Source organism: Leifsonia sp. 115AMFTsu3.1, assembly GCF_004362795.1.
In the GTDB taxonomy this organism is placed as follows: Bacteria; Actinomycetota; Actinomycetes; order Actinomycetales; family Microbacteriaceae; genus Leifsonia.
In genome coordinates this window covers 654937-676482 of record NZ_SNYB01000002.1, presented here as the reverse complement: position 1 = coordinate 676482, position 21546 = coordinate 654937, and the positions used below count along the sequence as shown (strand labels likewise).

The 21546-nt window shown below is 71.4% G+C and carries 24 protein-coding genes; 11 read left to right on the top strand and 13 right to left on the bottom strand.

Annotated features, from left to right (window positions below; genetic code table 11):
* Position 1 precedes the first annotated feature (1 nt).
* Together AXZ95_RS14185 and AXZ95_RS14180 are read right to left on the bottom strand one after the other, a co-directional pair.
* On the bottom strand, positions 2–1912 hold the full coding sequence (locus tag AXZ95_RS14185) for a heavy metal translocating P-type ATPase (RefSeq protein WP_026307289.1): 1911 nt from the start codon (positions 1910–1912) through the stop codon (positions 2–4).
* Positions 1909–2979: a zinc-dependent alcohol dehydrogenase gene (locus AXZ95_RS14180; protein ID WP_018192142.1), complete on the bottom strand. Its 1071-nt coding sequence runs from the start codon at positions 2977–2979 to the stop codon at positions 1909–1911. Before AXZ95_RS14180 ends, AXZ95_RS14185 begins: the two co-directional genes overlap by 4 nt.
* A 147-nt stretch (positions 2980–3126) precedes the next feature.
* Here AXZ95_RS14180 and AXZ95_RS14175 point away from each other — a divergent pair, with 147 nt between their 5' ends.
* Positions 3127–3552: a hypothetical protein gene (locus AXZ95_RS14175; protein WP_018192143.1), complete on the top strand. Its 426-nt coding sequence runs from the start codon at positions 3127–3129 to the stop codon at positions 3550–3552.
* A gap of 18 nt (positions 3553–3570) precedes the next feature.
* On the opposite strand, the gene AXZ95_RS19645 is transcribed toward AXZ95_RS14175, so the two are convergent.
* A complete protein-coding gene (locus tag AXZ95_RS19645; protein WP_155825392.1) occupies positions 3571–3738 on the bottom strand; it encodes a hypothetical protein in 168 nt (55 codons plus the stop codon).
* Positions 3735–4664: a universal stress protein gene (locus AXZ95_RS14170; protein WP_018192144.1), complete on the bottom strand. Its 930-nt coding sequence runs from the start codon at positions 4662–4664 to the stop codon at positions 3735–3737. The genes AXZ95_RS19645 and AXZ95_RS14170 overlap by 4 nt, the downstream gene beginning before the upstream one ends.
* Positions 4665–4817: 153 nt before the next feature.
* Between AXZ95_RS14170 and AXZ95_RS14165 the strand changes: the two genes are divergently transcribed.
* Positions 4818–5372 carry a flavodoxin family protein gene (locus tag AXZ95_RS14165; RefSeq protein WP_018192145.1) on the top strand — a complete coding sequence of 185 codons (555 nt, stop codon included), beginning with the start codon at positions 4818–4820 and terminating at the stop codon, positions 5370–5372.
* A 15-nt stretch (positions 5373–5387) separates the two neighbouring features.
* On the opposite strand, the gene AXZ95_RS14160 is transcribed toward AXZ95_RS14165, so the two are convergent.
* Genes AXZ95_RS14160 through AXZ95_RS14150 form a run of 3 tightly spaced genes read right to left on the bottom strand, consistent with a single transcriptional unit; the run spans position 5388 to position 7202 of the window.
* The gene (locus tag AXZ95_RS14160) at positions 5388–5873 is read right to left on the bottom strand and encodes a universal stress protein (protein WP_231374468.1); all 486 of its coding nucleotides are present in this window, start codon (positions 5871–5873) and stop codon (positions 5388–5390) included.
* Between the two features lie 23 nt (positions 5874–5896).
* On the bottom strand, positions 5897–6316 hold the full coding sequence (locus AXZ95_RS14155; RefSeq protein ID WP_018192147.1) for a pyridoxamine 5'-phosphate oxidase family protein: 420 nt from the start codon (positions 6314–6316) through the stop codon (positions 5897–5899).
* A complete protein-coding gene (locus tag AXZ95_RS14150) occupies positions 6303–7202 on the bottom strand; it encodes a universal stress protein (protein ID WP_018192148.1) in 900 nt (299 codons plus the stop codon). Before AXZ95_RS14150 ends, AXZ95_RS14155 begins: the two co-directional genes overlap by 14 nt.
* Positions 7203–7357: 155 nt before the next feature.
* Between AXZ95_RS14150 and AXZ95_RS14145 the strand changes: the two genes are divergently transcribed.
* Complete coding sequence (locus AXZ95_RS14145; protein ID WP_018192149.1) at positions 7358–9040, top strand: GAF domain-containing protein; 1683 nt, start codon at positions 7358–7360, stop codon at positions 9038–9040.
* Positions 9037–9684 (top strand): response regulator transcription factor, encoded by a 648-nt coding sequence (locus AXZ95_RS14140; protein WP_018192150.1) that lies wholly within the window; start codon positions 9037–9039, stop codon positions 9682–9684. Before AXZ95_RS14145 ends, AXZ95_RS14140 begins: the two co-directional genes overlap by 4 nt.
* A 37-nt stretch (positions 9685–9721) precedes the next feature.
* On the opposite strand, the gene AXZ95_RS14135 is transcribed toward AXZ95_RS14140, so the two are convergent.
* Genes AXZ95_RS14135 through AXZ95_RS14125 form a run of 3 tightly spaced genes read right to left on the bottom strand, consistent with a single transcriptional unit; the run spans position 9722 to position 11600 of the window.
* Positions 9722–10186 carry a universal stress protein gene (locus tag AXZ95_RS14135; protein ID WP_018192151.1) on the bottom strand — a complete coding sequence of 155 codons (465 nt, stop codon included), beginning with the start codon at positions 10184–10186 and terminating at the stop codon, positions 9722–9724.
* A gap of 26 nt (positions 10187–10212) precedes the next feature.
* Positions 10213–11112 carry a universal stress protein gene (locus AXZ95_RS14130; protein ID WP_018192152.1) on the bottom strand — a complete coding sequence of 300 codons (900 nt, stop codon included), beginning with the start codon at positions 11110–11112 and terminating at the stop codon, positions 10213–10215.
* Positions 11109–11600, bottom strand: coding sequence for a pyridoxamine 5'-phosphate oxidase family protein (locus AXZ95_RS14125; protein WP_018192153.1), 492 nt, complete (start codon positions 11598–11600; stop codon positions 11109–11111). The genes AXZ95_RS14130 and AXZ95_RS14125 overlap by 4 nt, the downstream gene beginning before the upstream one ends.
* A gap of 106 nt (positions 11601–11706) precedes the next feature.
* Here AXZ95_RS14125 and AXZ95_RS14120 point away from each other — a divergent pair, with 106 nt between their 5' ends.
* The 4 genes from AXZ95_RS14120 to AXZ95_RS14105 are packed head-to-tail and all read left to right on the top strand — an operon-like array spanning position 11707 to position 14262.
* Positions 11707–12012 carry a DUF5652 family protein gene (locus AXZ95_RS14120; protein WP_018192154.1) on the top strand — a complete coding sequence of 102 codons (306 nt, stop codon included), beginning with the start codon at positions 11707–11709 and terminating at the stop codon, positions 12010–12012.
* Between the two features lie 19 nt (positions 12013–12031).
* A complete protein-coding gene (locus tag AXZ95_RS14115; protein WP_018192155.1) occupies positions 12032–13195 on the top strand; it encodes a polymer-forming cytoskeletal protein in 1164 nt (387 codons plus the stop codon).
* Positions 13192–13869 carry a hypothetical protein gene (locus AXZ95_RS14110; protein ID WP_018192156.1) on the top strand — a complete coding sequence of 226 codons (678 nt, stop codon included), beginning with the start codon at positions 13192–13194 and terminating at the stop codon, positions 13867–13869. The genes AXZ95_RS14115 and AXZ95_RS14110 overlap by 4 nt, the downstream gene beginning before the upstream one ends.
* 15 nt (positions 13870–13884) lie before the next feature.
* Positions 13885–14262: a DUF805 domain-containing protein gene (locus AXZ95_RS14105; protein WP_018192157.1), complete on the top strand. Its 378-nt coding sequence runs from the start codon at positions 13885–13887 to the stop codon at positions 14260–14262.
* Between the two features lie 38 nt (positions 14263–14300).
* Here the strand turns inward: AXZ95_RS14105 and AXZ95_RS14100 are convergent, their stop codons facing one another.
* Positions 14301–14501, bottom strand: a complete 201-nt coding sequence (locus tag AXZ95_RS14100) for a hypothetical protein (RefSeq protein WP_018192158.1) — start codon at positions 14499–14501, stop codon at positions 14301–14303.
* A 175-nt stretch (positions 14502–14676) separates the two neighbouring features.
* Between AXZ95_RS14100 and AXZ95_RS14095 the strand changes: the two genes are divergently transcribed.
* Positions 14677–16305 (top strand): MFS transporter, encoded by a 1629-nt coding sequence (locus AXZ95_RS14095; RefSeq protein ID WP_018192159.1) that lies wholly within the window; start codon positions 14677–14679, stop codon positions 16303–16305.
* A 14-nt stretch (positions 16306–16319) separates the two neighbouring features.
* Here AXZ95_RS14095 and AXZ95_RS14090 read toward each other — a convergent pair whose 3' ends face one another.
* Together AXZ95_RS14090 and AXZ95_RS14085 are read right to left on the bottom strand one after the other, a co-directional pair.
* Positions 16320–18191, bottom strand: a complete 1872-nt coding sequence (locus AXZ95_RS14090; RefSeq protein WP_018192160.1) for an alkyl sulfatase dimerization domain-containing protein — start codon at positions 18189–18191, stop codon at positions 16320–16322.
* A 60-nt stretch (positions 18192–18251) separates the two neighbouring features.
* Positions 18252–20516 carry an FUSC family protein gene (locus tag AXZ95_RS14085; protein ID WP_231374470.1) on the bottom strand — a complete coding sequence of 755 codons (2265 nt, stop codon included), beginning with the start codon at positions 20514–20516 and terminating at the stop codon, positions 18252–18254.
* 229 nt (positions 20517–20745) lie between these two features.
* On the opposite strand from AXZ95_RS14085, the gene AXZ95_RS14080 reads away from it, so the two are divergent.
* Positions 20746–21219, top strand: a complete 474-nt coding sequence (locus AXZ95_RS14080) for an SRPBCC domain-containing protein (RefSeq protein ID WP_018192162.1) — start codon at positions 20746–20748, stop codon at positions 21217–21219.
* The gene (locus AXZ95_RS14075; protein WP_018192163.1) at positions 21216–21539 is read left to right on the top strand and encodes a metalloregulator ArsR/SmtB family transcription factor; all 324 of its coding nucleotides are present in this window, start codon (positions 21216–21218) and stop codon (positions 21537–21539) included. The genes AXZ95_RS14080 and AXZ95_RS14075 overlap by 4 nt, the downstream gene beginning before the upstream one ends.
* The last annotated feature ends 7 nt before the right edge of the window (positions 21540–21546 follow it).

The window sequence follows — 21546 nt, the reverse complement described above, 5'->3', positions numbered from 1 at the left end:
ATCACACCTGCGCCGGCGCGCCGCCGGTGACGACGCGCACCCGCACACCCCGGGGCACCCGCGCCGCACGCAGCGCGGCCAGGATCGTCGCGAGATCGACGGCCTCCTGAAGCAAAGCACCGACGATGGCCGGGATGACACCGAAAGCCGCGATCAGCATCAGCGCAACGGAGGCGGCGATGCCGAGCCAGATGCTCTGCAGCGCGATGCGGACGGTTCGACGCGAGATGGCGAGCGCATCCACAACGCCGCCGATGTCGTCGACCAGCAGGACGACGTCCGCCGATTCGCTCGCCGCGGTCGCCCCCTTCGCACCCATGGCGACGCCGACGTCCGCGCGGGCGAGCACAGGGGCGTCGTTCACCCCGTCGCCCACCATCACGACCGGGCGCTCGGTGATCTCGGCGACCCTGCGCACCTTGTCGGCGGGCAGGCACTCGGCGCGATACCGGCTGATCCCCAGCGCCGCAGCGGCGTGGGCGGCGGTCTCCTCCGCGTCGCCGGTCAACAGTTCGATGTCCGTGACACCGAGCTCTCGCAGTCCACGCAGAGTGGCCGACGCATTCGGTCGCGGCGGATCGGCTTCGAGGAGGACCCCGGCGTAGGCGTCGTCGACCGTGACATAGACGGCCAGCTCGCCCGGGCCGATCTCCGCACGCGGAGTGTCCGGTGCGAAGGAGCGCGCGAAGGCGAGCTTGCCGACCGCCACTCGGCGCCCGTCCACCTCGGCCAGGACACCGTTGGTGGCGTGCTCCTCGGCCGACGCGACCTCCCGCAGGGCGATCGAGCGCTGCTCGGCCGCCTGGACCACGGACGCCGCGAGCACGTGGGAGGAGTACTGCTCCGCACTCGCGGTCAGAGCGAGCAGCTCGGTCGCATCGACGCCGGGCGCCGGACGCACCTCCCGGAGCACCGGGCGGCCCGTCGTCAGCGTCCCCGTCTTGTCGAACACGACCGTGCGGGCGCGGGCCAGCGTCTCGAACACCGACCCGGCGCGGACCAGCATGCCGGAGTGCGCCGCACGGCTCATCCCGCCGATGAACGCGACCGGGGCCGCGATGAGGAGCGGGCACGGCGTCGCCAGGACGAGCACCTCCGCGAACCGCACCGGGTCACCGCTGACCGCCCAGGCGACCCCCGCCAGGAGCAGCGAGAACACCGTGAACGGGACGGCGAACCGGTCGGCGAGTCGGACCACGCGGGGTCTGCTCCCGGACGCCTGCGCGACGAGCGCCACGATCTGCTGGTACTGGCTGTCCGAAGCGACGGCGGTCGCGCGCAGCCGTACGGCCTCGGCTCCGTTGATGCTGCCGCTGAGGATGTCGTCGCCCGGCGAGCGGTCGACTGGAAGGCTCTCGCCGGTGAGCGACGAGAGGTCGAACGCGGCGGCATCGAGCAGCACCCCATCCACCGGCACCACCTCGGCCGGGCGGACCAGCAGGATGTCACCGACACGCACATCTCCGACCGGCACGTCCTCTATGCGCTCTCCTTCCGCCTGATCCGCCGCGAAGCGGTGGGCCGACCGGGGCTCCCGGCGCAGCAGCGCATCCAACTCGTGCCTCGCCCGCCGGTTCGCGTAGTCCTCGAGCGCCTCGCCCCCGCTGAGCATGAGGACGACGACGAGCGCAGCCGCCACCTCCCCCACGGCGACCGTCGCGACGATCGCGACGACCGCGAGGAGGTCAACGCCCAACCCGCCGGAAGCCAGGGTCCGGAGCATCCGGACCGTGTAACCCACGGCGACCGCGATGGCGTACAGGCCGGCGGTCCACTGCGCGGCGGCCACCGCCCCTGCCAGGAACAGCGCGAGCGAGACGACGCCGACCAGGAGCGTGAGCGTGATCACGCGGTAGCGGAGCGCGGCCCGGATCAGCCTCCTGCTGCCGGGCCGAGGCTCAGCGATGCTCATTCCCGCGCGATCGCCGCAGCGGAGTCGTCTGCGGGCGACTCGACCGGGAGTCCGGAGTCGTAGACGAAGACGAGCCGCGCCGGCACCTGGCCGGAGAGCACCTCCGCGACCGCCTCGTTGACATCGGCGATGTCGCGGCGGGCCGCGACTACGCGCGTGCGCCCCGCGGCGTGGAGGGCGAACACCTCGACCAGATCCTGCCGGGTCCCGACGATGGAACCGATGACCGAGATGCCCTTGAGCACAGTGTCGAAGACCGGGATGGTCAGGGTGCCGTCGGCCGGAAGGGAGACGAGCACCAGCCGTCCGCCGCGATTGAGCGACTGGAAGGCTTGGTCGAACACGCGGGGCGCGACCGCGAGCACGATGGCGACGTCCACGCCGCCGAGGTGCCGGATGACCTCCACCGGATCGACTTCGGCCGCGTTGATGGCGTGGTCGGCGCCCAACTGGACTGCCAGATCCAGCTTCTCCTCTGTGACGTCCACGGCGAAGACCTGGGCGCCGACCAGGCGCGCGTACTGCACGGCGAGGTGACCGAGACCGCCGATGCCGAAGACGGCGACGCGCTCCCCCGGAACCACCCGCGCGGCCTTCACGGCGGCATAGGTCGTGACGCCCGCACAGGTGAGCGGGGCGGCATCCAGCGGGGACACATCGTCCGGCACCGGCACAGCGAACCGCGCCTCGGCGACGGCGTACTCGGCGTATCCTCCGTCGACGGAGTAGCCGGTGTTGTGCTGTGCCTCGCACAGGTTCTCGCGGCCGTCGACACAGTAGCGGCACTCGCCGCACGCGTAGCCGAGCCACGGGAGCGCGACCCGCTGCCCCACCTCGCGGGTGGTGACGCCGTCGCCGAGGCGCTCCACGATCCCGACGCCCTCGTGGCCGGGAACGAAGGGGAGGGCAGGCTTGACCGGCCAGTCGCCGTCGATGGCGTGAATGTCGGTGTGACACAGTCCGCACGCCTCCAGGCGGACCAGGACCAGGCCGGGACCCGGGGTCGGGATCGGACGGTCTTCGAGGGTGAGCGACTCGCGGTACTGGCTCACGACGGCTGCGCGCATGGGCGGCTCCTTTCGGTATGCCGCCAGTGTGCTGCGGGGGCGCCTCCGCGCGGTGGGCCGAAGGTCCCGCCGGACCGCCATGGGCCTTTGGACCCTGACCGCCCGACCCGGCCGCGCCCAGGCTGGAAGGGAGAGTTCGGAGGAGCCATGAAACGCTGGATCCGCATCGTCCTGACCGTCCTGACGGCCGCCGTCGGCCTGAGCGCCGTCGCCGGGGGTCTGGCCCTCATCATCGGCGGCGCGACATCGACGACGGGAGCGGGAGCCGTGCCCGACCGCGCCTACCTCGGCGGGAGCCCGTTCACCTCGTATGTGGCACCCGGCGTCATCCTCGCGGTCATCGTGGGAGGCACGCACATGCTCGCCTCCGTGATGGTCGGCCGGCAATCCCACGCCGGCGCGTTCGCGGCCGCGGTGGCCGCGTTCGGGCTGCTCATCTGGATCTTCGTGCAGATGATGTTCATCCCCTTCAGCCCCCTGCAGGCGATCTACTTCACCGCCGGTCTCGCGGAACTCGGGCTGGTCCTCCTCGGCCTCGGCCTGTTCGGCCGGCGCCGCCCGGTCACCTCGTGAGCGCCTCCGCCGAGACGGTCAGCGCGACTGCGGCGACCGCGCCGTGAACAGCGACGCCCGCCGGGCGACCCGGTGGCGATACGCACGGGCACGCACCGGCGGCTCGGGAGTGCGCGACAGCCGGGCGTAGTACCAGACCGGACTCAGGGCCGGCGGCTCGGAGACCGTCGCTGCGGGGTGACTCACCGGCGTCCGGCGTCTTCCGCGGTGGCGCGCGCACGGCGCACGACGACGACGGGGGTCCGGACGTTGAGCAGGATGTCGTGGCCGACCGATCCCAGCATCAACCGCTGCATCCCGCGCCGGTCGTGCGTGCCGATGACCAGCATGCGTGCTCCGTCGGCCTCGCCGACGAGTCCGCGCGACGGTGCCGTGTCGAGGACGTCGGTGAAGACGGTGACGCCGGGGTGCCGCTCCTTCGCGAGGGCGGCGGCGTCGGCCGCGACGCGCTCCCGGCGGTCGCCGAGAGAGATCTCCGGCACGAGGCCGGCGAGCAGGGGATTCGCGATGTAGCCGGCGCAGGCGACCGTCAGCGGCTCGTCGAGCACCTCCGCCTCGGCCGCGGCGAACTCCACCGCGGACTCCGTCTGCAGTTCGCCGTCGACCCCGACGACGACACCGTGTCCGGAGTCGACCCAGCCATGGGGGATGGCCGCAACGGGACACTCCGCCACGGCCGCCACACGCACCGCCAGCGAGCCGGCGAAGGCGCGACGGCGGTCTTCCTCGGCCGGCGTACCGATCACGAGGAGGTCCGCTTCCCGGGAGACGGACGCGAGCTCCGGACCGATGTGGCCGTAGCGGTAACGCGTGCCCACCTCGATGTCGCCGACGGCCTCGGCGGGCGTGCCGGCACCTCCCGCGGCGACCGTTCGACGTTCCCTCACTTCGCGCGCCCGGTGCAGGGCGATCTGCTTCTCAGCCTCCAGCAGCGATCCGACGGCCAGGACGAGCAGTCGGATCGGCTCCTCCGTGCTGTCGCCCCAGGCGCGCTCGACCACGTGGACCAGTTCGAGACGGGCTCCGTCGCGCGCGGCCCTCGCCGCCGCCCAGTCGAGGGCGGCCCGGTGATCCGGCTCCCCGTCGACAGCGACCATGATCGTGTACGGCATCGCGACCTCTTCTCTCGACCGGGCCTATCCCCGGGATGACGACACCTCCGACGATGCCCGTGCGGAAACCCGTGCCGTAGAGCCGAAGGTCCCGCCCGCTCCACGTGACTTTCGACCCTGCGCGAGCCCGCAGCGGCGCACGAGACTGCCGGTATGAACCAGACACCTCCGGTCGCCCGGGCGACCATCATCTACGAGTCCATGTTCGGCAGCACCCGTGCGGTGGCCGACGCGATCGCCGATGGGCTGCGCTCGGCAGCGACCGTCACCGTCATCCCCGTGAAGGATGCGCCGGAGTCGTTCCCCGATGTCGACCTGGTGGTCGTCGGGGCGCCGACCCACGTCCACGGTCTGAGCAGGCCGGCCACCCGCACGGAGGCGGGAGCGTGGGCCGCCGACCCCGCGCGTCATCTGACCCTCGAAGCGGACGCCGAGGGGATCGGTGTACGCGAGTGGCTGGACAGCTGCGGCGGCGCCCCAGCCCGTTTCGCCGCCTTCGACACCCGTGCGGACATGACGGAGCTGTTCTCCGGCTCGGCCGCCCGCAACATCGAGAAGCGGCTCCAGAAGCTCGGATCGCGGCGCTTCGCGGAACGACAGAGCTTCCTCGTCGACAAGGACAGCGTGCTCGAACCCGGGCAGCTGGAACTCGCCCGCGACTGGGGACGGACCCTGGCGACCGAGCTCCAGGCCCCGGCGCTCCGCTGAGCGGAGCACCGGTCGTCAGCGCCGCGCGGACCCTTCGGCCCCGTGGATGACCAGCACCGGACAGTCGGCGTGCTCCACGCACGAGCGCGAGACGGAACCGAGGAGCAGCCCGGTGAAGCCGCCCAGACCGCGGCTGCCGACGATCAGCATCTCCGCGTCCTCGGACTCGGCGATCAGCTGCCGCGCGGGCGAGCCGTTGCGGATCACCTTCGAGTACCAGGATGGCGGCGTCGACCCGAAGACCTCCTCCGCCGCCTGGTCGGCGATCGAGTGCGCATCCGCCTCCGGTGACCATCCGTCCATCACATACCCGGGCCACGACTGCGGGAACTCCCACACCGTTACTCCGACCAGCGTGCATCCGAGCCGCTCGGCCATCCGCGCCCCGCGGCGCAGCGCGGAGAGCGAGGACGCCGACCCGTCGACCCCGACGACGATGCGACCACCGGGGCGGATGAAATCCTCCGACTCCGTGGCGACGGATTCGTTCCGATCGGACATGTGCGCGTTCCCTTCCGTGTTCGTCACCAGCGCTCGGGCTCCGCCGAACGGCGGAAACGCCGACCGCTCAGTGCGGTGATGTCGATGTGGATGTAGCGGTACTTGAGCGTGGGCACCCACGGCTGCAGGGGCGCACGGTCGGCCTCGTCGATCTCGGCCTGGTGCTCGAGTTGCCGGGCGCGACCGTGGGCGACGACGCTCCACGCCTCCTCGTCGGTGTAGCCGTCGGTCTCGAACGCGACGGCGCTGTGCACGGTGAGTTCGAGGAGCTTGGTGCCTGGCGCGGTGCGGATGAGGATGCTGTCCCCGTCCGAGTAGTAGTTGACGGGGAAGATGTCGACCTCCCCTCCGACCGCTGTGGCGAGACGTCCGAGCACGCCCTGCTTCAGCAGCTCGCGGCACTCGGCCCTGTCCAGTTCCTGGACGGGTTCATCGGACGACATGGGCTTCCCCTTCCGGTTCCGGCGCCGTCGAGACCGCCGGCGGCGCGTGGACGACGATGGTGGGCGACGACACGTTGAGCAGCACGTCGTAGGCGACCGACCCGAGACCTCCGGGCTGGGCCTCTTCACGCCGAGAGTCGCCGACGACGAGCACCTCGGCACTGCGGGCGATGTCGTTGAGGGCGGCGCCGGGCGGCCGTCGCACCACCCGGCTGCGGATCGTGATGCCCGGCTGACGACGACGGATGCGCTCGACAGCCCCCGCAAGAAGTGTGCGCGCCTCGTCGTCGTGGTGAGTGATCACCTCGGCTTCCGCATCCCGTCGATCGGCGCCGGCGGACGGCCCGGAGGACCGCACCGCGGTCAGCTCGCAGTTGTGATCGCAGGCCAAGTCCGCTGCCACATCGAGCGCGGCGGTGCCGGCCGCGCTGTCATCGACGCCGACCACGACGCCACGACGCAGGCGCGACTCGGTGTCGGGGACGATCGCGACAGGGCCGACGCCCAGGTTCGCCAGCTGCAGGCTGCGGGAGCCGAACGCGCGGCCGTAATGGAATCCGGTCTTGTGCGTGCCGACGACCAGCATCGTCTCGGCGTCGCCGAGGGCGGCGAGGACGGCCATCGGGCTGCCCCTCACCAATTCGGCCTTCAGGCCCGCGGTCCCTTGCAGCGATCGCGCGTACGCGACCTCCTCGTCGAGCAGCCGGCGAGCGCCGGCGTCGACCTCGTCGATGAGTTCGACGCCGACGGCCCCCCATTCGTCGTCGGCGACGTGCGCCAGAGTGACCTCGGCGCCATCCTGCCGGGCGTGGCCGATGGCCCAGCGGATCGCCGCTCTCGACGGCAATGAACCGTCGACGCCGACGATGTATCTGCGGATCTCCATTCGGGTACCTCCGCTTCCACTGTCGCGCGCCGGGTACCGCCGCCATGGGTCCTTGGTCCCGCGGGATGCACCCGTCTCGGCGTGCTGGCTAGAATCGCCCGGGAGGCGCCCGGCCGGGCGCGGCGCCTCGATGCCGCGAAGGGCGGGTGAAAGACATGTCGGGCGACGACCCCATCACCTTTCCCGACGCCCCTCGCGGGGAACTCGACAACGCGCTGGCGCAGCTCGTGGATCAGGCGGGCAAGGTTCTGCAGACGCAGGGGCGGCTGCGTGCTCTCGTCCGCGCGAACCGGGCCGTCGTGTCCCACCTCGAGCTGCCGGTGGTGCTGCGGACGATCGCGGAGGCGGCCGTCGATCTCGTCGGCGCCCGCTACGGCGCGCTCGGCGTCATCGCCGAGGGCGGTGGGCTCGAGCAGTTCATCCATGTCGGGATGGCGCCGGAGGACGTCCACCGCATCGGCCACCTCCCGGAAGGCCACGGTCTGCTCGGTGCCCTCATCGACGACCCGCGACCCATCCGGCTCGGCTCCATCGCCGGCGACTCCCGCTCGGCCGGCTTCCCCGCGGGTCACCCGCCGATGACGGCGTTCCTCGGGGTCCCGATCACCGTGCGCGACACCGTCTACGGCAACCTGTACCTCACCGACCCGGAGTCCGGCGAGTTCACCGAGGACGACGAGCAGCTCGTCAAGGCGCTGGCGGCGAACGCCGGCTTCGCGATCGACAATGCGCGCCTGTACGCGGAATCCCGCTCGCGTCAGGCGTGGGCGGCGGCGACAGCGGAACTGACGGCGTCGATCCTGGGCGGTGAGACCGCTGACGCGTTCGTTGAGTTGGTCGATCGTTCGGGCATCCTGCTCGGCGCACGCGCGTCGTTCGTGCTGCAGCAGGAAGACGGCTCCCTCCCCCGGATCAGCGCGGCCGACGGCGCCGATCAGCTCCTCGCCCAGGTCGTGGCGGGTGCGGAGCAGGTGCGGAGCGCCCTGGAGGGCATGCAGCCCACGCGTCTCGGAGGCCTCGCCGCCGCCGATTCCGACGGTGTTCCGGATGCGGGCCCGGTGCTGGTGGCGCCCTTCGCGCTCCTGGACGGCCGGACGGCGGCGCTGGTCGCCGTGCGGGAGGCCGGCGTCGCCGGTTTCAGTGCGTTCGACCTCGAGCGCGCCACCGCCTTCGCCCGCCAAGCGGGCTTGGCGATCGAGCTGGCCGCCGGCCGCGCGGACCGTCAACGGGCCCTGCTGCTCGAAGAACGGGCACGCATCGCGCGCGACCTCCACGACCACGTCATCCAGCAGCTGTTCGGCGCCGGAATCGAATTGCAGAGCGTCGAGTCGCTGCTCGGTCCCGGAGCCGTCGCCGACCGGATCGAAGGAGCCGTGACCTCCATCGATCAGGCCATCGCCGAGATCCGCACCGCGATCTTCGCGCTCTCGCACAACCAGGGTTCGACGGGGAGCCTCCGTCATCGGCTGCTCGACATCGTCCACGAGGTGGGCGGGGGTCTCCCTGTGCCGGCCACCGTCTCCTTCAGCGGGCCGGTGGATGTCGTGTCCGAGCCGCAGCTGGCCGACGACCTCGCCGCGTTCGTCCGCGAAGGGCTGACCAATGTGGTGCGTCACGCGAGCGCCCGGACCGCGTCGGTCGCCGTGACGGCCTCGGCGGATGAGATCACGGCGATCGTCGCCGATGACGGCACCGGGCTGGGCGACACGACCAGGCGGAGCGGGCTCGGCAATCTCGCCGAACGAGCTCGCCTGCGCGGCGGTGAGTTCGACATCGACTCGAACGATCGCGGAACGCGTCTGCGGCTCCGCCTCCCCGTCTCGGAGGAAGCCCTATGACGTCTCAGCCGATCCGCGTCTTCCTCGCCGACGACCACGAGATCGTGCGCCGTGGGCTCGCGGCGCTCATCGACGCCCAGGACGACCTGGAGGTGGTCGGTGAGGCGGCGACTGCTGCGCAGGCGCGCTCGCGCATCCTCGCCGTCCGGCCCGATGTCGCGGTGCTCGACGTGCGACTCCCCGACGGGAGCGGCATCGACGTCTGCCGACGGGTCAAGCAGGAGGACCCCGGCATCCGCTGCCTCATGCTCACGGCGTACGACGACGAGGACGCCCTGCGCGCCGCGCTGATCGCTGGAGCCGACGGATACGTCATCAAGGACATCCGTGGCAGCTCGCTCCTCGACGACATCCGCGCGGCCGCCCGGGGCAAGAAGCTCATCGACCCGCGGATCGCCTCCCGCGTGGCCTCACAGCTGCGGGAGCCGGCCGACGACCCGCGTTTCGCGTCCCTCGGCCTGCGCGAGCGCCAGGTGCTCGCGCTCATCGCCGACGGGTTCACCAACCGGCAGATCGGCGAACGGCTGGGCCTGGCGGAGAAGACGGTGAAGAACTACGTCAGCTCTCTGCTGGCGAAACTGGGGCTCGAACGGCGGACGCAAGCGGCCGTCCTGCAGCTCGAGCACCGCCATTCCGGGCACTGACCGGCCGTCGACCTCGCCGACGGGTCCCGGTCGCCGATCAGTGACGGGCGTGGGCCTCCCCCATCGGCGGACGGACGACGAGCACCGGGCAGGGCGCCTGGGTCGCGCAATAGAGGCTCACCGATCCGAGGAACGGCGAGGCGAGTCCGCTCAGGCCCCGGCTGCCGACGACGAGCATCGCGGCATCACGAGCCGCCTTCACGAGCACGCTGCCCGGGTGACCGGACTCGGCACGCAGCCGGACCCAATCCGGGATCGTCGGCCCGAACTCCGCCGCCACCAATTCCTGCAGCGTCGAGTACGCCACCACCTTCGGCGACTGCTCGGGAGCGGGGAAGTAGGCGTCGTACATGGAGGTGGAGTGCTGCCAGGCCATGACGACGTCGAGCCCGGTGTCGAGCGCCCGGGCGAGCGTCGCCGCTTCGTGGAGGGCGCGACGTGACTCGTCCGATCCGTCCACGCCGCAGACGATGGGCGGCGTCGTGGTCGTGCCTGCCTGCATGATGCTCCTTCGTTGCTGTCGCCGGTTCAGATCACGTCGTCCGTGCCGGGCACCACGTACGTGTACTTGACGGGTGTGACGATGACCGGGCACGGCAAATTCAGCAGCACGTCGTGGCTGACGGACCCGAGCATCGCTGCGGCGACCGCCCCGCGGCCGCGGGTGCCGACGACGAGAAGCTCCGCATCCCGCGCCTGCTCGATCAGCGCGGCGGCCGGGTTCCGACGCACCAGGACGGGGCGGATCCGAGCTGCGTGGGCGATCGGGACATCGGCGACGACGTCGGGGACGACGCGCGACTCCGCGGCGGCGAACTCCGGATCGACCTCCCGGCCCTCGTCGAGTGCGCGCTCGAACGACTCGGGCACATCCCAGGCGTGGACCGCGATGACCTCGCCGTCCAGCCAGCTCGCCTCGGCGACCGCCAGGGCGAGCGCCGAGCGGGCGAACGGCGACCGGTCGACCCCGACCACCACGGCGTTCCCCTTCGATGGGCCGGCGCCGAGAGGACCGGGGTCCGGGATGACCGCGACCGCGCAGTCCGCCTTGGCCGCCAGGCGCAGCGGGAGCGAGCCGATCCTCGCGCCGGAACCGTCCGTGTGCCGGTCGGTGCCGACGACGAGCAATGCGGCGTTGCGCGCTGCACGGATCAGAGCGCCGGACGGCGGCCCGTCCACCCAGCGGGCGCGCACCGGCACGCCGGGTGCGAGGGCGGTCGCGTGGGCCTCGGCCTCTCGGAGCCCGACTTCGACAGTCTCCGAGAGATCGGTGTGCGGGCCGAAGACCGCGGCGCCCAGGCGCGTGTCGAGGGCGGTCACGATCTCCAGCGCACCGCCACGTCGCTCGACCCGATCGAGCGCCCAGTCAAGCGCGCGCCAGGATGCCGACGTGCCGTCGAATCCGACGACGGTCCTGCCGTCGCTCATCGTCGGGACTCCGCGCGACCCGTGAGCGTGTGCAGACGGATCCGGAAGACGGCGGCGGCGGCGTTCGGACGGCCGAGGTCCGCGTGCGCCTCCTCCATGCGCGGGATGTCGAGGGTACGGACCATCCCCACTTGCGCTCCCGGATGATCGCTCGCCCCACCCGCGGCCGCCGGGCGCAGCCGGTCGAGGAGCACGTCCAGGCCCTCGCGGGCATCGGCGCCCAGCAACTGCTCGAAGGTGCCCCAGGCGATGACGCTGCGCCACTCGTCCACGCTGACCACGTCATCCACCTCGAAACAGACCTCGGGATGGCTCCTCAGAGCGTCGAGCTTCTTGCCCTGCGCACTGTGGGCGTAGATGTCGCCGTCGCGGTACGCGTACGAGATCGGCACCACGTATGGCGCCTCGCCGTCCATCAGGCCCAGGCGGCCGACCAGTTGATTCGCCAGCAGATCGTCGATCTCATCGCGGCTCAGTTCGACAGGCATCGGTGCTCCTCACATCGTTGATGTTCCGAGCCTCCCGCGGGCGGAGGTCCACGCGCCAGGACCTTCGACCCTTCTCGCGCGCCGGAGAAACGACTTGAGTCGGCACATGAAGACCACGCAGCAGAACACGGCATGGATGCACGGCCGCGACCTCCCGCCCGCACGCGCAGCGGCATTCGGCGCGATCGTGGCGTGGAGCCTCGCCTGGAAGGGCGTGTCGCTCTGGCGCGCCGCCCGAAACCAGAGCAAACCCTGGTTCGTCACCCTCCTCCTCACCAACACCCTCGGCGTCCTGGACGCGGTGTACCTGTTCGGGGTCGACCGTCGGCACCGCGTCGAGGACCGCGTGGAGCAGGCCATCCTGACCGCCACCGGCGAGCCGCCGCAGGGCGGCCACACCCAAGAGACGTGACGCGAGGGAAGGCCCTGACATGAACGTTCGATCGCACACGGGCAGACTCGTCACCGCGACGGTCATAGCCGGGTTCCTGATGCTCGGCCTCGGCGGCGCTGCCGCGTACCCGGCGGCTACGGGCGCCGACGCCGGACCGCACTTCTACACCGGCACGGCCGTCGACGTCTCCGGCCCCGTCGACGGTGACGTGTATGCCGCCGGGCAGACCGTGAGCATCAGCGGCGACATCACCGGGGACGTCATCGCCGCGGCGCAGACGATCACGATCAGCGGCACCGTCGACGGAAGCGTCCGGCTGGCTGCCCAGGATGTCACCATCTCCGGCGATGTCGCACGCAGCGCCACGATCTTCGCCTCCAGCCTCGTCGTCGCCGACGGCGGATCCGTCCGCAAGGACATCGTCGCGGGGGCCGGCTCCATCGTCATCGCGGGGGACGTCGGCAGAGACCTGCAGGCGAGCGTCACGAAACTCACCATCGACGGAACCGTCGGCGGGGATGTGACCTACTCCAGCGACAGGACGGCCGAGATCGCGAGCGGAGCAGTCGGCGGCACGGTGCAGCACGTTCAGCCCCAACGGTCGCCGGCGGTCGAGATCTCGCCGTGGGCTGTGGTCATCGGCTGGCTGCTCGGCCTCCTCTATGCGCTCGTCGCCCTCAGCCTCATCACGGTGGCAGCGGCACTTCTCATCCCGCGCTGGCTGGACAGGGTGACCGACCAGCTCTTCCCCTCCCCCTGGCGTGCCCTCCTCGTGGGATTCGTGGCGGCGATCGTCGTCCCCTTCGCGCTCCTCTTCCTGCTCGTGACCATCGCGGGCGCACCGCTCGCGCTGGCGGGGATCCTCGTCTGGACCGTGCTCACGCTCGCGACGTTCCTGTTCAGCGCCCACTATCTCGGGCGGCTCGTACTCCGAGGCCGGCACCACCCGGTTCTCACGTCGTTCCTCGGCGGTCTGATCCTGATCGTCGGGCTGCAGATCCCGTGGCTCAACATCCTGGTCTGGGTCGGGATGGTGTCCTTCGGGCTCGGCGCGCAGCTCCTGGAGTTCCGTCGGCAGCGACCGTGGGACTCGACGCGGCCGGTGGCAGCGGAACCGTCCCACCCGACGGCACCCGTGGAGTCGGCGGTCGTGGATGCGACGGACGCGCGGGTGCAGAGCACTCGCACCCCGAACACGTGAGCGGCACGCCGAGGCGGGCGTTCGTCGTCCGCTGGATCGCCGCGGTCACGGTCGGCGAGACCCTGGGGTTCGCCGTTGCCGCGACGGTCGCCGTCGCCGTGACCGCGGCCGGACCGGCGATCGACGTCTGGACCGCATACGCCATGATCGTGGCCGGCGGGGCGGTCGAGGGGGCGCTCCTCGGGCTCGCGCAGCAGTGGGCGGCGGGCAGGGCGCAGCTCGGGCCGGCCTGGGTCGTGGCGACGAGCGGCGGAGCCGCCCTGGCGTGGTCGCTCGGGATGCTCCCGAGCACACTCGGGGTCGACCTGCGGAATCCCGTGGGAATCGCGGCGCTGGTCGTCGGTGCTCTCCTGCTGCTCGCATCCATCCCTACGGCGCAGTGGCTGGCGCTCCGCCGTCGGCGCACTACGCGGTGGATCCCGGTCACGATGGGCGCATGGGCGGCCGCGGTCCTCTGGACCGCCGCGCCGTCGCCGATCATCGACGAGCACACGCCGGCGCTCCTCTTCGTCGTGGCCTACCTCTGCGCGGGCGTGCTCATGGCCGTCACGATCGCCGCGCTCACCGCCCCGACGGCCGCGTCGCTGTTCACGACGACCGCCGTCTCGCGGCGGGACTTTGGACCCGCCCGGGAGCCGGCCGGCGTCATACGCTCGCAGCCACAGGGGAAATGAGAAGGGGTGGGGACCATGTCGTTCTTCGAAGCGATCGCGGTCGCGTTCAAGAAGTACGCGACGTTCACCGGCACGGCGGCGCGGCCCGAGTTCTGGTGGTTCGCGCTGTTCGTGTATCTCGGCGGCGCGGCGCTCAACGCGCTGAACCTCATCACGCCCCAGGGGACCATCTACCTGGGCAGCAGCCTGTCGGCCGCGTTCGGCCTGGCCGTGCTACTCCCCTACCTGGCGGTCACCGTCCGCCGACTGCGCGACAGCGGGAGGTCGTGGACGAACCTGTTCTGGCTGCTGCTCCCGATCGCCGGACTTATCGTCCTGATCGTCTTCCTGGCCCAGCCGGGAACGACGGAGCAGACGCAGGGGCGGCTCCCCGACAACACCGTCCGCGCCTGAATCGGGGTCCCGCTCACCTCGCCTGAGCTCGTTCGAGGTCAGGCGCCGAGCAGCACCAACAGGTGGTAGACCACGTAGGCCGGCCAGACGATCGCCTGCAGTAGCCCGAGGACGATGCCCCAGAATGAGCCGTCGGACACCGAGATGAAGTAGATCGCCGCGCCGATGTACGCGAGCAGGAAGAAGAACCCCCACGGCCCGTCCCGCACGATCGTCCTCGCGTTCGCCCCGTCAGCCATGTCGATCTCCCGTCTGCGTCGTCGTGGCCACATCCTGAGGGGCGAGCGGGGGCTCGGGAAGGGTCTTTCGGCCTTCGGCGCCTGATACGCCCATGCGGTCGCCGGAAACCGTGGGTGTCCGGAGACGGGCGCGCGGGGCTAGCATGCGGCCACCGGGAGCACGGGAGGTGCAGCCATGGCGGGACGCTGGGGTGCGGTGACGGTGCTGGGGGCGGCGCAGTTCGTCATGGTGCTCGACAGCACCGTCATGAACGTGTCCATCTCGACGGTCGTGGCTGACCTTGATACGACGATCGCCGCCATGCAGTCGGCGATCACCTTCTACACACTGACGATGGCGGCGTTCATGCTGCTCGGAGCAAAGCTCGGTGATGTCTGGGGCCGCAAGCGCGCCCTCATCATCGGATCGATCGTGTACGCCATCGGGTCGCTGACGACAGCTCTCAGCCCCAACATCGTCGTGCTGTTCCTCGGCTGGTCGATCGTCGAAGGGCTGGGCGCCGTGCTGGTCATCCCGGCGATCGCGGCGCTGATCGCGGACAACTACCAGGGCCACGCCCGGGTCACCGCCTTCGCCGTGATCGGGGCGTCGTCGGGAGCTGCCGTCGCCGCCGGTCCGCTCATCGGCGGCTTCCTGACCACCTACGCGAGCTGGCGGTACGTCTTCGCCGGCGAGGTCGTCATCATGGCCGTCGTCCTGCTGTTCAGCTTCCTCGTCGGCGATCACGGGACGCGATCGCGCATCCGCATCGACATCCTTTCCGTCCTGCTTTCCGCCGCCGGCCTGGTGTTGATCGTGTACGCCCTGCTGCAGACCAAGAGCTGGGGCTGGATCCTCGCCGGGGCGGGAGCGCCGTACACGTTGCTCGGGCTGTCGCCAGTGCCCTATCTGGTGGCGGCCGGCTGCGTCCTGCTGTGGCTGTTCTTCGTGCGGCAGCGCCGGCTCGTGGCCAGCGGCCGGCCGCCGCTCCTCGACGTGTCTCTGCTGAGGATCTCGCAGCTGCGCGCGGGTGTCGGCAGTCTCGCGATCCAGTACACCGTGACAGCCGGACTCTTCTTCATCGTCCCGATCTACCTGCAGCTGACCCTGGGGCTGGATGCTCTCGAGACCGGGATCCGCGTGTTCCCGCTCTCGATCTCCCTCGTCCTCTTCTCGGTCCTCGGCACGATGTTCTCGAAACGGTTCTCGCCGCGCCTGATCGCGCGCATCGGCCAACTGACGCTTGTGGTGGCCAGCCTCATCCTGCTCGGCTCGGTGGATGTGGAGCTCAACAACTGGCTCTTCGCCACCGGGATGTTCATCGCCGGGGCCGCGCTCGGCCTGCTCGCCTCCCAGCTCGGCAACGTGACGATGTCGGCGGTCGGGCCCACCCAGCTGAGCGAGGCCGGCGGAATCCAGGGGGTCTTCCAGAACCTGGGCTCGTCGCTCGGCACAGCGCTGATCGGCTCGGTCATGATCGCGTCGCTCTCGAGCGTGTTCGCCGGGGCGGTGGCAGAGAGCACGCTGCCCGACGACGTCAAGAGCACGGTGCAGGAGCGCACCCAGGAGGGCATCACTCCGGTCGCCGTCGCCGACGTGCCGAAGATCGCGACCGACGCCGGACTCGGCGACGACGACGCGAAAGCCCTGGCCGGGCTGTACGAGACGTCGCAGCTGCGGTCGCTCGAACTGTCCTTCGCGGCGCTGGCCCTGGTGTCGTGCGGCGCGCTGTTCTTCTCGCGCAACCTGCCCCGCGAGGTCGTCGGCGGGTCGCCGGAGCCCACGCCGTCACGGCCCGAACGGCGGTCGGCCCGCCGCACCTGAGACGCGCGCTGGTTCTACGGCAGGACGATGTGGAAGTCGGGGTCCCCGGGCTGCAACACGGCCGTCAGCTGCTGCAGCACCCCGGCATCGCCCTCCAGCGACATGCTCGACGGCGACCGATTCCCGCCCAGCAGCGCCAAAAAGTCCGGCTTGGTGATCGTCAGACGCAGCGGCACGTCGCCCGGCGCCCGGCGTTCGACATGGATGAGCACGCCGTTCGTCAGCGTCAGATGGAAGGTGCGGCCGAGGTCGCTGAAGACGACCTCCAGTGACAGGTCCAGATCCCACGCACGCGGTCCGTCGACGGTGACGGCGATCGAGTCGAAGATCTGCTCGGGGGTCAGCTCGGCGAGCACGGCCGGGGCGTTCGCGGCGGTCGGGGTTCCGAAGTTGCCCTCCCGCAGTTCGGTCGCTCCTGAGAGGAAGAAGTTGCGCCAGGTGGCGTTCTCCGAGCCGTAGGCGAGCTGCTCCAGAGTGTCGGCATAGAGGGACTTCGCGGCCGAACTGTTCGGATCGGCGAACACGGCGTGGTCGAGCAAAGTGGCCGCCCAGCGAAAGTCGCCATCGTCGTAGGCCGCCTGTGCCAGCTCGACGACGCGGTCGACGCCGCCGAGTGCCGTCACGTACCGCTCGGCGAGCGCCTGTGGTGGATGCGGCCAGAGCCGCGCCGGATTGCCGTCGAACCAGCCGAGGTAGCGCTGCGCGATCGCCTTGACGTTGTGCGAGACGGACCCGTAGTAGCCGCGCGTGCTCCACTCTCGCTCCAAGGCGGGCGGCAGCGTCAGCTCCTCCGCGATCTCCGTGCCGGTCAGCCCCCTGTTCAGCAGCCGCAACGTCTGGTCGTGCAGGTACCCGTACAGATCGCGCTGGACGCGCAGGAAGGCGACCAGCTCCTCCCGCCCCCAGGTGGGCCAGTGGTGGGAGGTGAACAGCACGTCGGCGCGGTCGCCGTAGCGTTCGATCGCCTCGGTGAGGTACTCCGACCACACGTGCGGGTCGCGCACGAGGGCACCTCGGAGGGTCAGCAGGTTGTGGAGGTTGTGGGTCGCGTTCTCGGCCATGCACAGCGCGTCGTAGCGCGGGATGAAGAAGTGCATCTCCGCCGGAGCCTCGGTGTTCGGGGCCAGCTGGAACTCGAACTCCACCCCGTCGAAGGTGAGCCTCTCGCCGGTCTCGGCGACGTCGATCGTGGGCACGAGCAGGGTCGTCTCACCCGTCGACAGGGTCAGGCCGAGGCCTGCGCCGACCTGACCGGAGGGGCCGCGGTCGAGCGCGGCGCCGTACATGTAGCCGGCCCTCCGCGCCATCGCCGTTCCCGCGTAGACGTTCTCCGAGATGGAGTGCTCGATGAACCCGGCCGGGGCGACGATCTCGACGCGGCCGTCATCCACCTCCTCCGCGCTGACGATGCCGAGCACGCCGCCGAAGTGGTCCAGGTGGCTGTGCGTGAAGATCACCGCGACGATCGGGCGGTCGCCGCGGTGCCGCCGGTAGAGTCCGAGGGCGGCTGCTCCGGTCTCCTTCGTGAGAAGCGGATCGACGACGATGACGCCGGAGTCCCCCTCGATGAACGACATCACGGACAGGTCCAGCCCGCGCACCTGGTACAGACCTTCCGTCACCTCGAACAGGCCGTTCTTCAGCACGAGCTTCCCCTGGCGCCACAGGCTCGGGTGAACCGTGAGCGGCGCATCCCCGTCGAGGAAGCCGAAGGTGGAGGTGTCCCAGACGACCGCGCCGGACGCGTCGCGGATGGCCGGGTCGTCCAGGGTGCCGAGGAAGCCGCGCTCGGCCGCCGCGAAGTCCGCGTCGTCGGAGAACGGGAGCGCTGCGCTCGCTGCCCGGTGGGCCTCTCGGATGGACGGAGCCGGATCGTTCTGCTGCATGCTGCATCCCCTCGTCGCGGTGGTCTCGCGGAGATGATGCAACGGCGCACCGGCCCGCGGCTAGACCCGACCGCGCTCGCCCGTCGACGGAACCGGCGCGACTGCGGGCTCGACGATGGCGCGCTCCAGGCGGCGGACGACCTCCAGGTAGTCGGCCGTCCAGATGATGCGGACGGCCGTCGCGGCCCCGGCGGTCGAATGGTCGAGCTCGCCGAGCACCGACGAGGCGAGGGAGCGGTCGGCGGCGGGATCCGCGGGCGCCGGCGTCGGCAGGTCGGCGCGTGCGGTGAGGGCGGAGGCCAGGGCGCGGTACCACTCCTCCAAGCGGTCGACCTGCCCGTCGAGGGTCGTGTGAGCGGCGGCCGCGCTGGGAGCGGCCGCCGCGTCGGACGCCTGACCGCGCCACAACTCCAGGATGGCGTCGGCGGCGAGCCGGATGCCGGCGACGCCCGTGACCGTCGCCGACACCTCTGCGAGCGGGCGCTGCTTGGCACCGCGCTCCGTCAGGTAGGTGCGGAAGGCATCGTCCAGCCGACGGGATGCCGCAGCGGCGCGCAGGGACTGCTGGCGCGGCTCGGCGCCGCGCGGTGTCGCCGGGTCGCAGCGCGCCAGCCCGAACTCGACGGCGGCACGGAGGTAGTCGATGCCCGCCAGGTACGCATCCCCGACCGCCGTGCGCAGTGACGCGGAGGCGCCGCGCGGCCAGAACAGTGCGCCGACGACGAGGCTGACGGCACAGCCGAGGGCGATGTCCTCGATCCGGATGAGACCGACCGTCCATCCCGTCGGCGCGATGACGTTGAACAGCAGGACGAGGACGACCGTGAACGCGGCCTGACCTGCGGCGAACGAGATCGCCGCAGGGGCGACGCCCGCGACGAGAATCGCGACCGGGAGCACCAGCCAGAGCGCGACGGGGTTGTCGCCGATGACGAAGAGGGCGGCCGCACCGATGATGACGCCGACGACCGTGCCGAGCACGCCGCGGAGGGCGGTCTGCCCGGTGTTCAGGGCGCTGGAGCGCAGCACGGACATCGTTCCGAGCACCACCCAGAACGAGTGCTGCACGCCCGTCGCCTTGGCGAGCAGGACGGCGAGGCCGAGCCCGATCGCACCGCGGATGCTGTTGCGCAGCCACACCGAGTTCCAGCCGACGAACCCGGTCGCCCGCTCCGTCGCCGCCGCCAGCGGACCGTTCAGATCACCGGGCTGGCGACCCAGCATCCGCTGCCACCAGGTGCGCCGCTCCGCCCGTGCTGTCAGGGCGATGTTGCCCGCCACGGTCTCGACGGCGTACGCGAGCTCCTGCGCGCGGAAGCCGGGGTCGAGGGCGGCCACGAACCGTTCGGCCTGCTCGTCGGAGGCGGCGGTCCGCCCCATCGGGGAGACGGCGAGCGTCGTCTGCTCCACGGCGGCCCGCTCGACCGCGAGACGGTCGAGTGCCGACTCCAGTGCTGCGGGATCCGCGGCATGCTGGGCGAGGACGAGGGCGCCCTCTTCGAGCACGTCGGCTGCGGCCGCCCCCAGTCGCGCTGCCGCGGCCGTCGCCGAGCGCGGGCCGACGGCATCCCCCTCGTCGTGTGGCGCGGCACGGTGGCGGACCATCTGGCCGATCACCGCATTCAGCCAGTTCAGCTCGTCGACCAGGCGGACGACCGTCCGCGCCGGCGCGCTCAGCCCGGTCGGGCGGTACGGGGTGGCCAGGAAGACGCTCTGCAGTGCGCTGACCGCGGCCTCTCCCGCCGCAGCGGTCCGCTCGCGCAGGGCGGCGATCTCGGCGGCATCCCCCATCGCGGGGAGCTCGGCCCGGATGCGGGCGGCGAGCGCGCGGGACGCCTCGACGGCGGGGAGGCGCAGCGGCTCGCGTGCGGGCGCCGGCCAGAGGAGGGTGATCGCGACGAGGCCGACGGCCGCGGCGATGCCCCAGCCGAGCAGCCGCGGGCCGATGTCGGCCACCGTCCCCGGCAGGGTGACGGGCAGCACGAAGGAGAGGAGAAGGGAGGTGCCGGCCGACGCGATGACGGAGCTCACCGAACCGGCGAACAGCACGACGAGGGCGACCACGGCCATCGCGAGCGCGGACAGCCAGATCGGCGAGGAGGCGAGCGTTCCCAGGCAGACGAGCACCGCTCCCGTGACGGCGAGCGCTGCGTGCGCCTGCACCCGCTCGCGCAGCGGGCCGCCGAAGTCGACGAAGAGCAGCATGGCGAACGCGCCGAACGCGCCGAACAGCGCGACCTCGGGGTTGCCGATGACCCGGCTGCCGAGCAGGAACAGCAGGGGCACCGCGATGGCCGCGCGCGCCGCGCGCCGCAGCGCGCTCAAGCCCGGATCGTGGCGTCGGAGCCAGGACGTCACCCGCACGCGGTCTCCTCCCTCGGCCACACCCTACTCGGCACCTCTCTCCGTCGCCCACCCCTCTCCCCCCACCGTCGAGTCCGCAAACTTTGCACGCGCCGCGCCGGGCGAGCGTGCAAAGTTTGCGGACTCGACGGTGGGGGGTGTGGGCGCGTGGGGGTGGTGTGGTAGAAAGGCAACCGGGAGGTTGCTTATTATGGTGGATGTGGAGCGCAGCATCGTGGTGCGGGCGACGCAGGAGCGGGTGTGGGCGGCCATCGTCGACTCCCGGGAGTTCGGGGCGTGGTTCGGCGCGGAGTTCGACGGGCCGTTCGAGGTCGGCCGGACGACGACCGGACGGATCGTCCCGACAACGGTCGACGCCGAGGTCGCCGCCGCACAGGAGCCGCACCGCGGATCCCCGATCGCGGCCGAGGTCATCGCGATCGAGCCGCCGACGCGGTTCGCGTTCCGCTGGCAGCCGGCGCCGGGCTCCGACGTGCTGACGACCGTCGAGTTCCGCCTGGCGACCGAGGGCGACGGCGTCCGCGTCACCATCACGGAGGACGGATTCGGGGCACTGTCCGAGGACGTCCGCGATCAGACGCGCGAGAGCAACGACGGCGGCTGGGAGGCGCAGACCCGGCTGCTCAGCGCATATCTCGAACGCACCCCCCTGGGACGCGCGTGATCGCGACGCTCGACGCGGCAGCGCCGGTGTTCGCCGCCCTCGGCGACCCCACCCGGCTGGGGTTGGTGCTCGCCCTCGGCGAGACGGGCCCGAGGACGGCGGCGCGGCTCGCGGCCGAACGCCCGGTGACCCGGCAGGCGGTCGAGAAGCACCTCGCGGTGCTGGACGCTGCAGGGCTGGTGCAGAGTGAGCGCCGCGGCCGGGAACGGCTCTGGCGGGTCGACCCGGTCGCGCTCGCGTCGGCCGGCGAGTTGCTGCAGCAGGCATCGGCGCGGTGGGATGCGGCGCTGGGGCGGCTGCGCATCCACGTCGAGGGATGACCCCGGA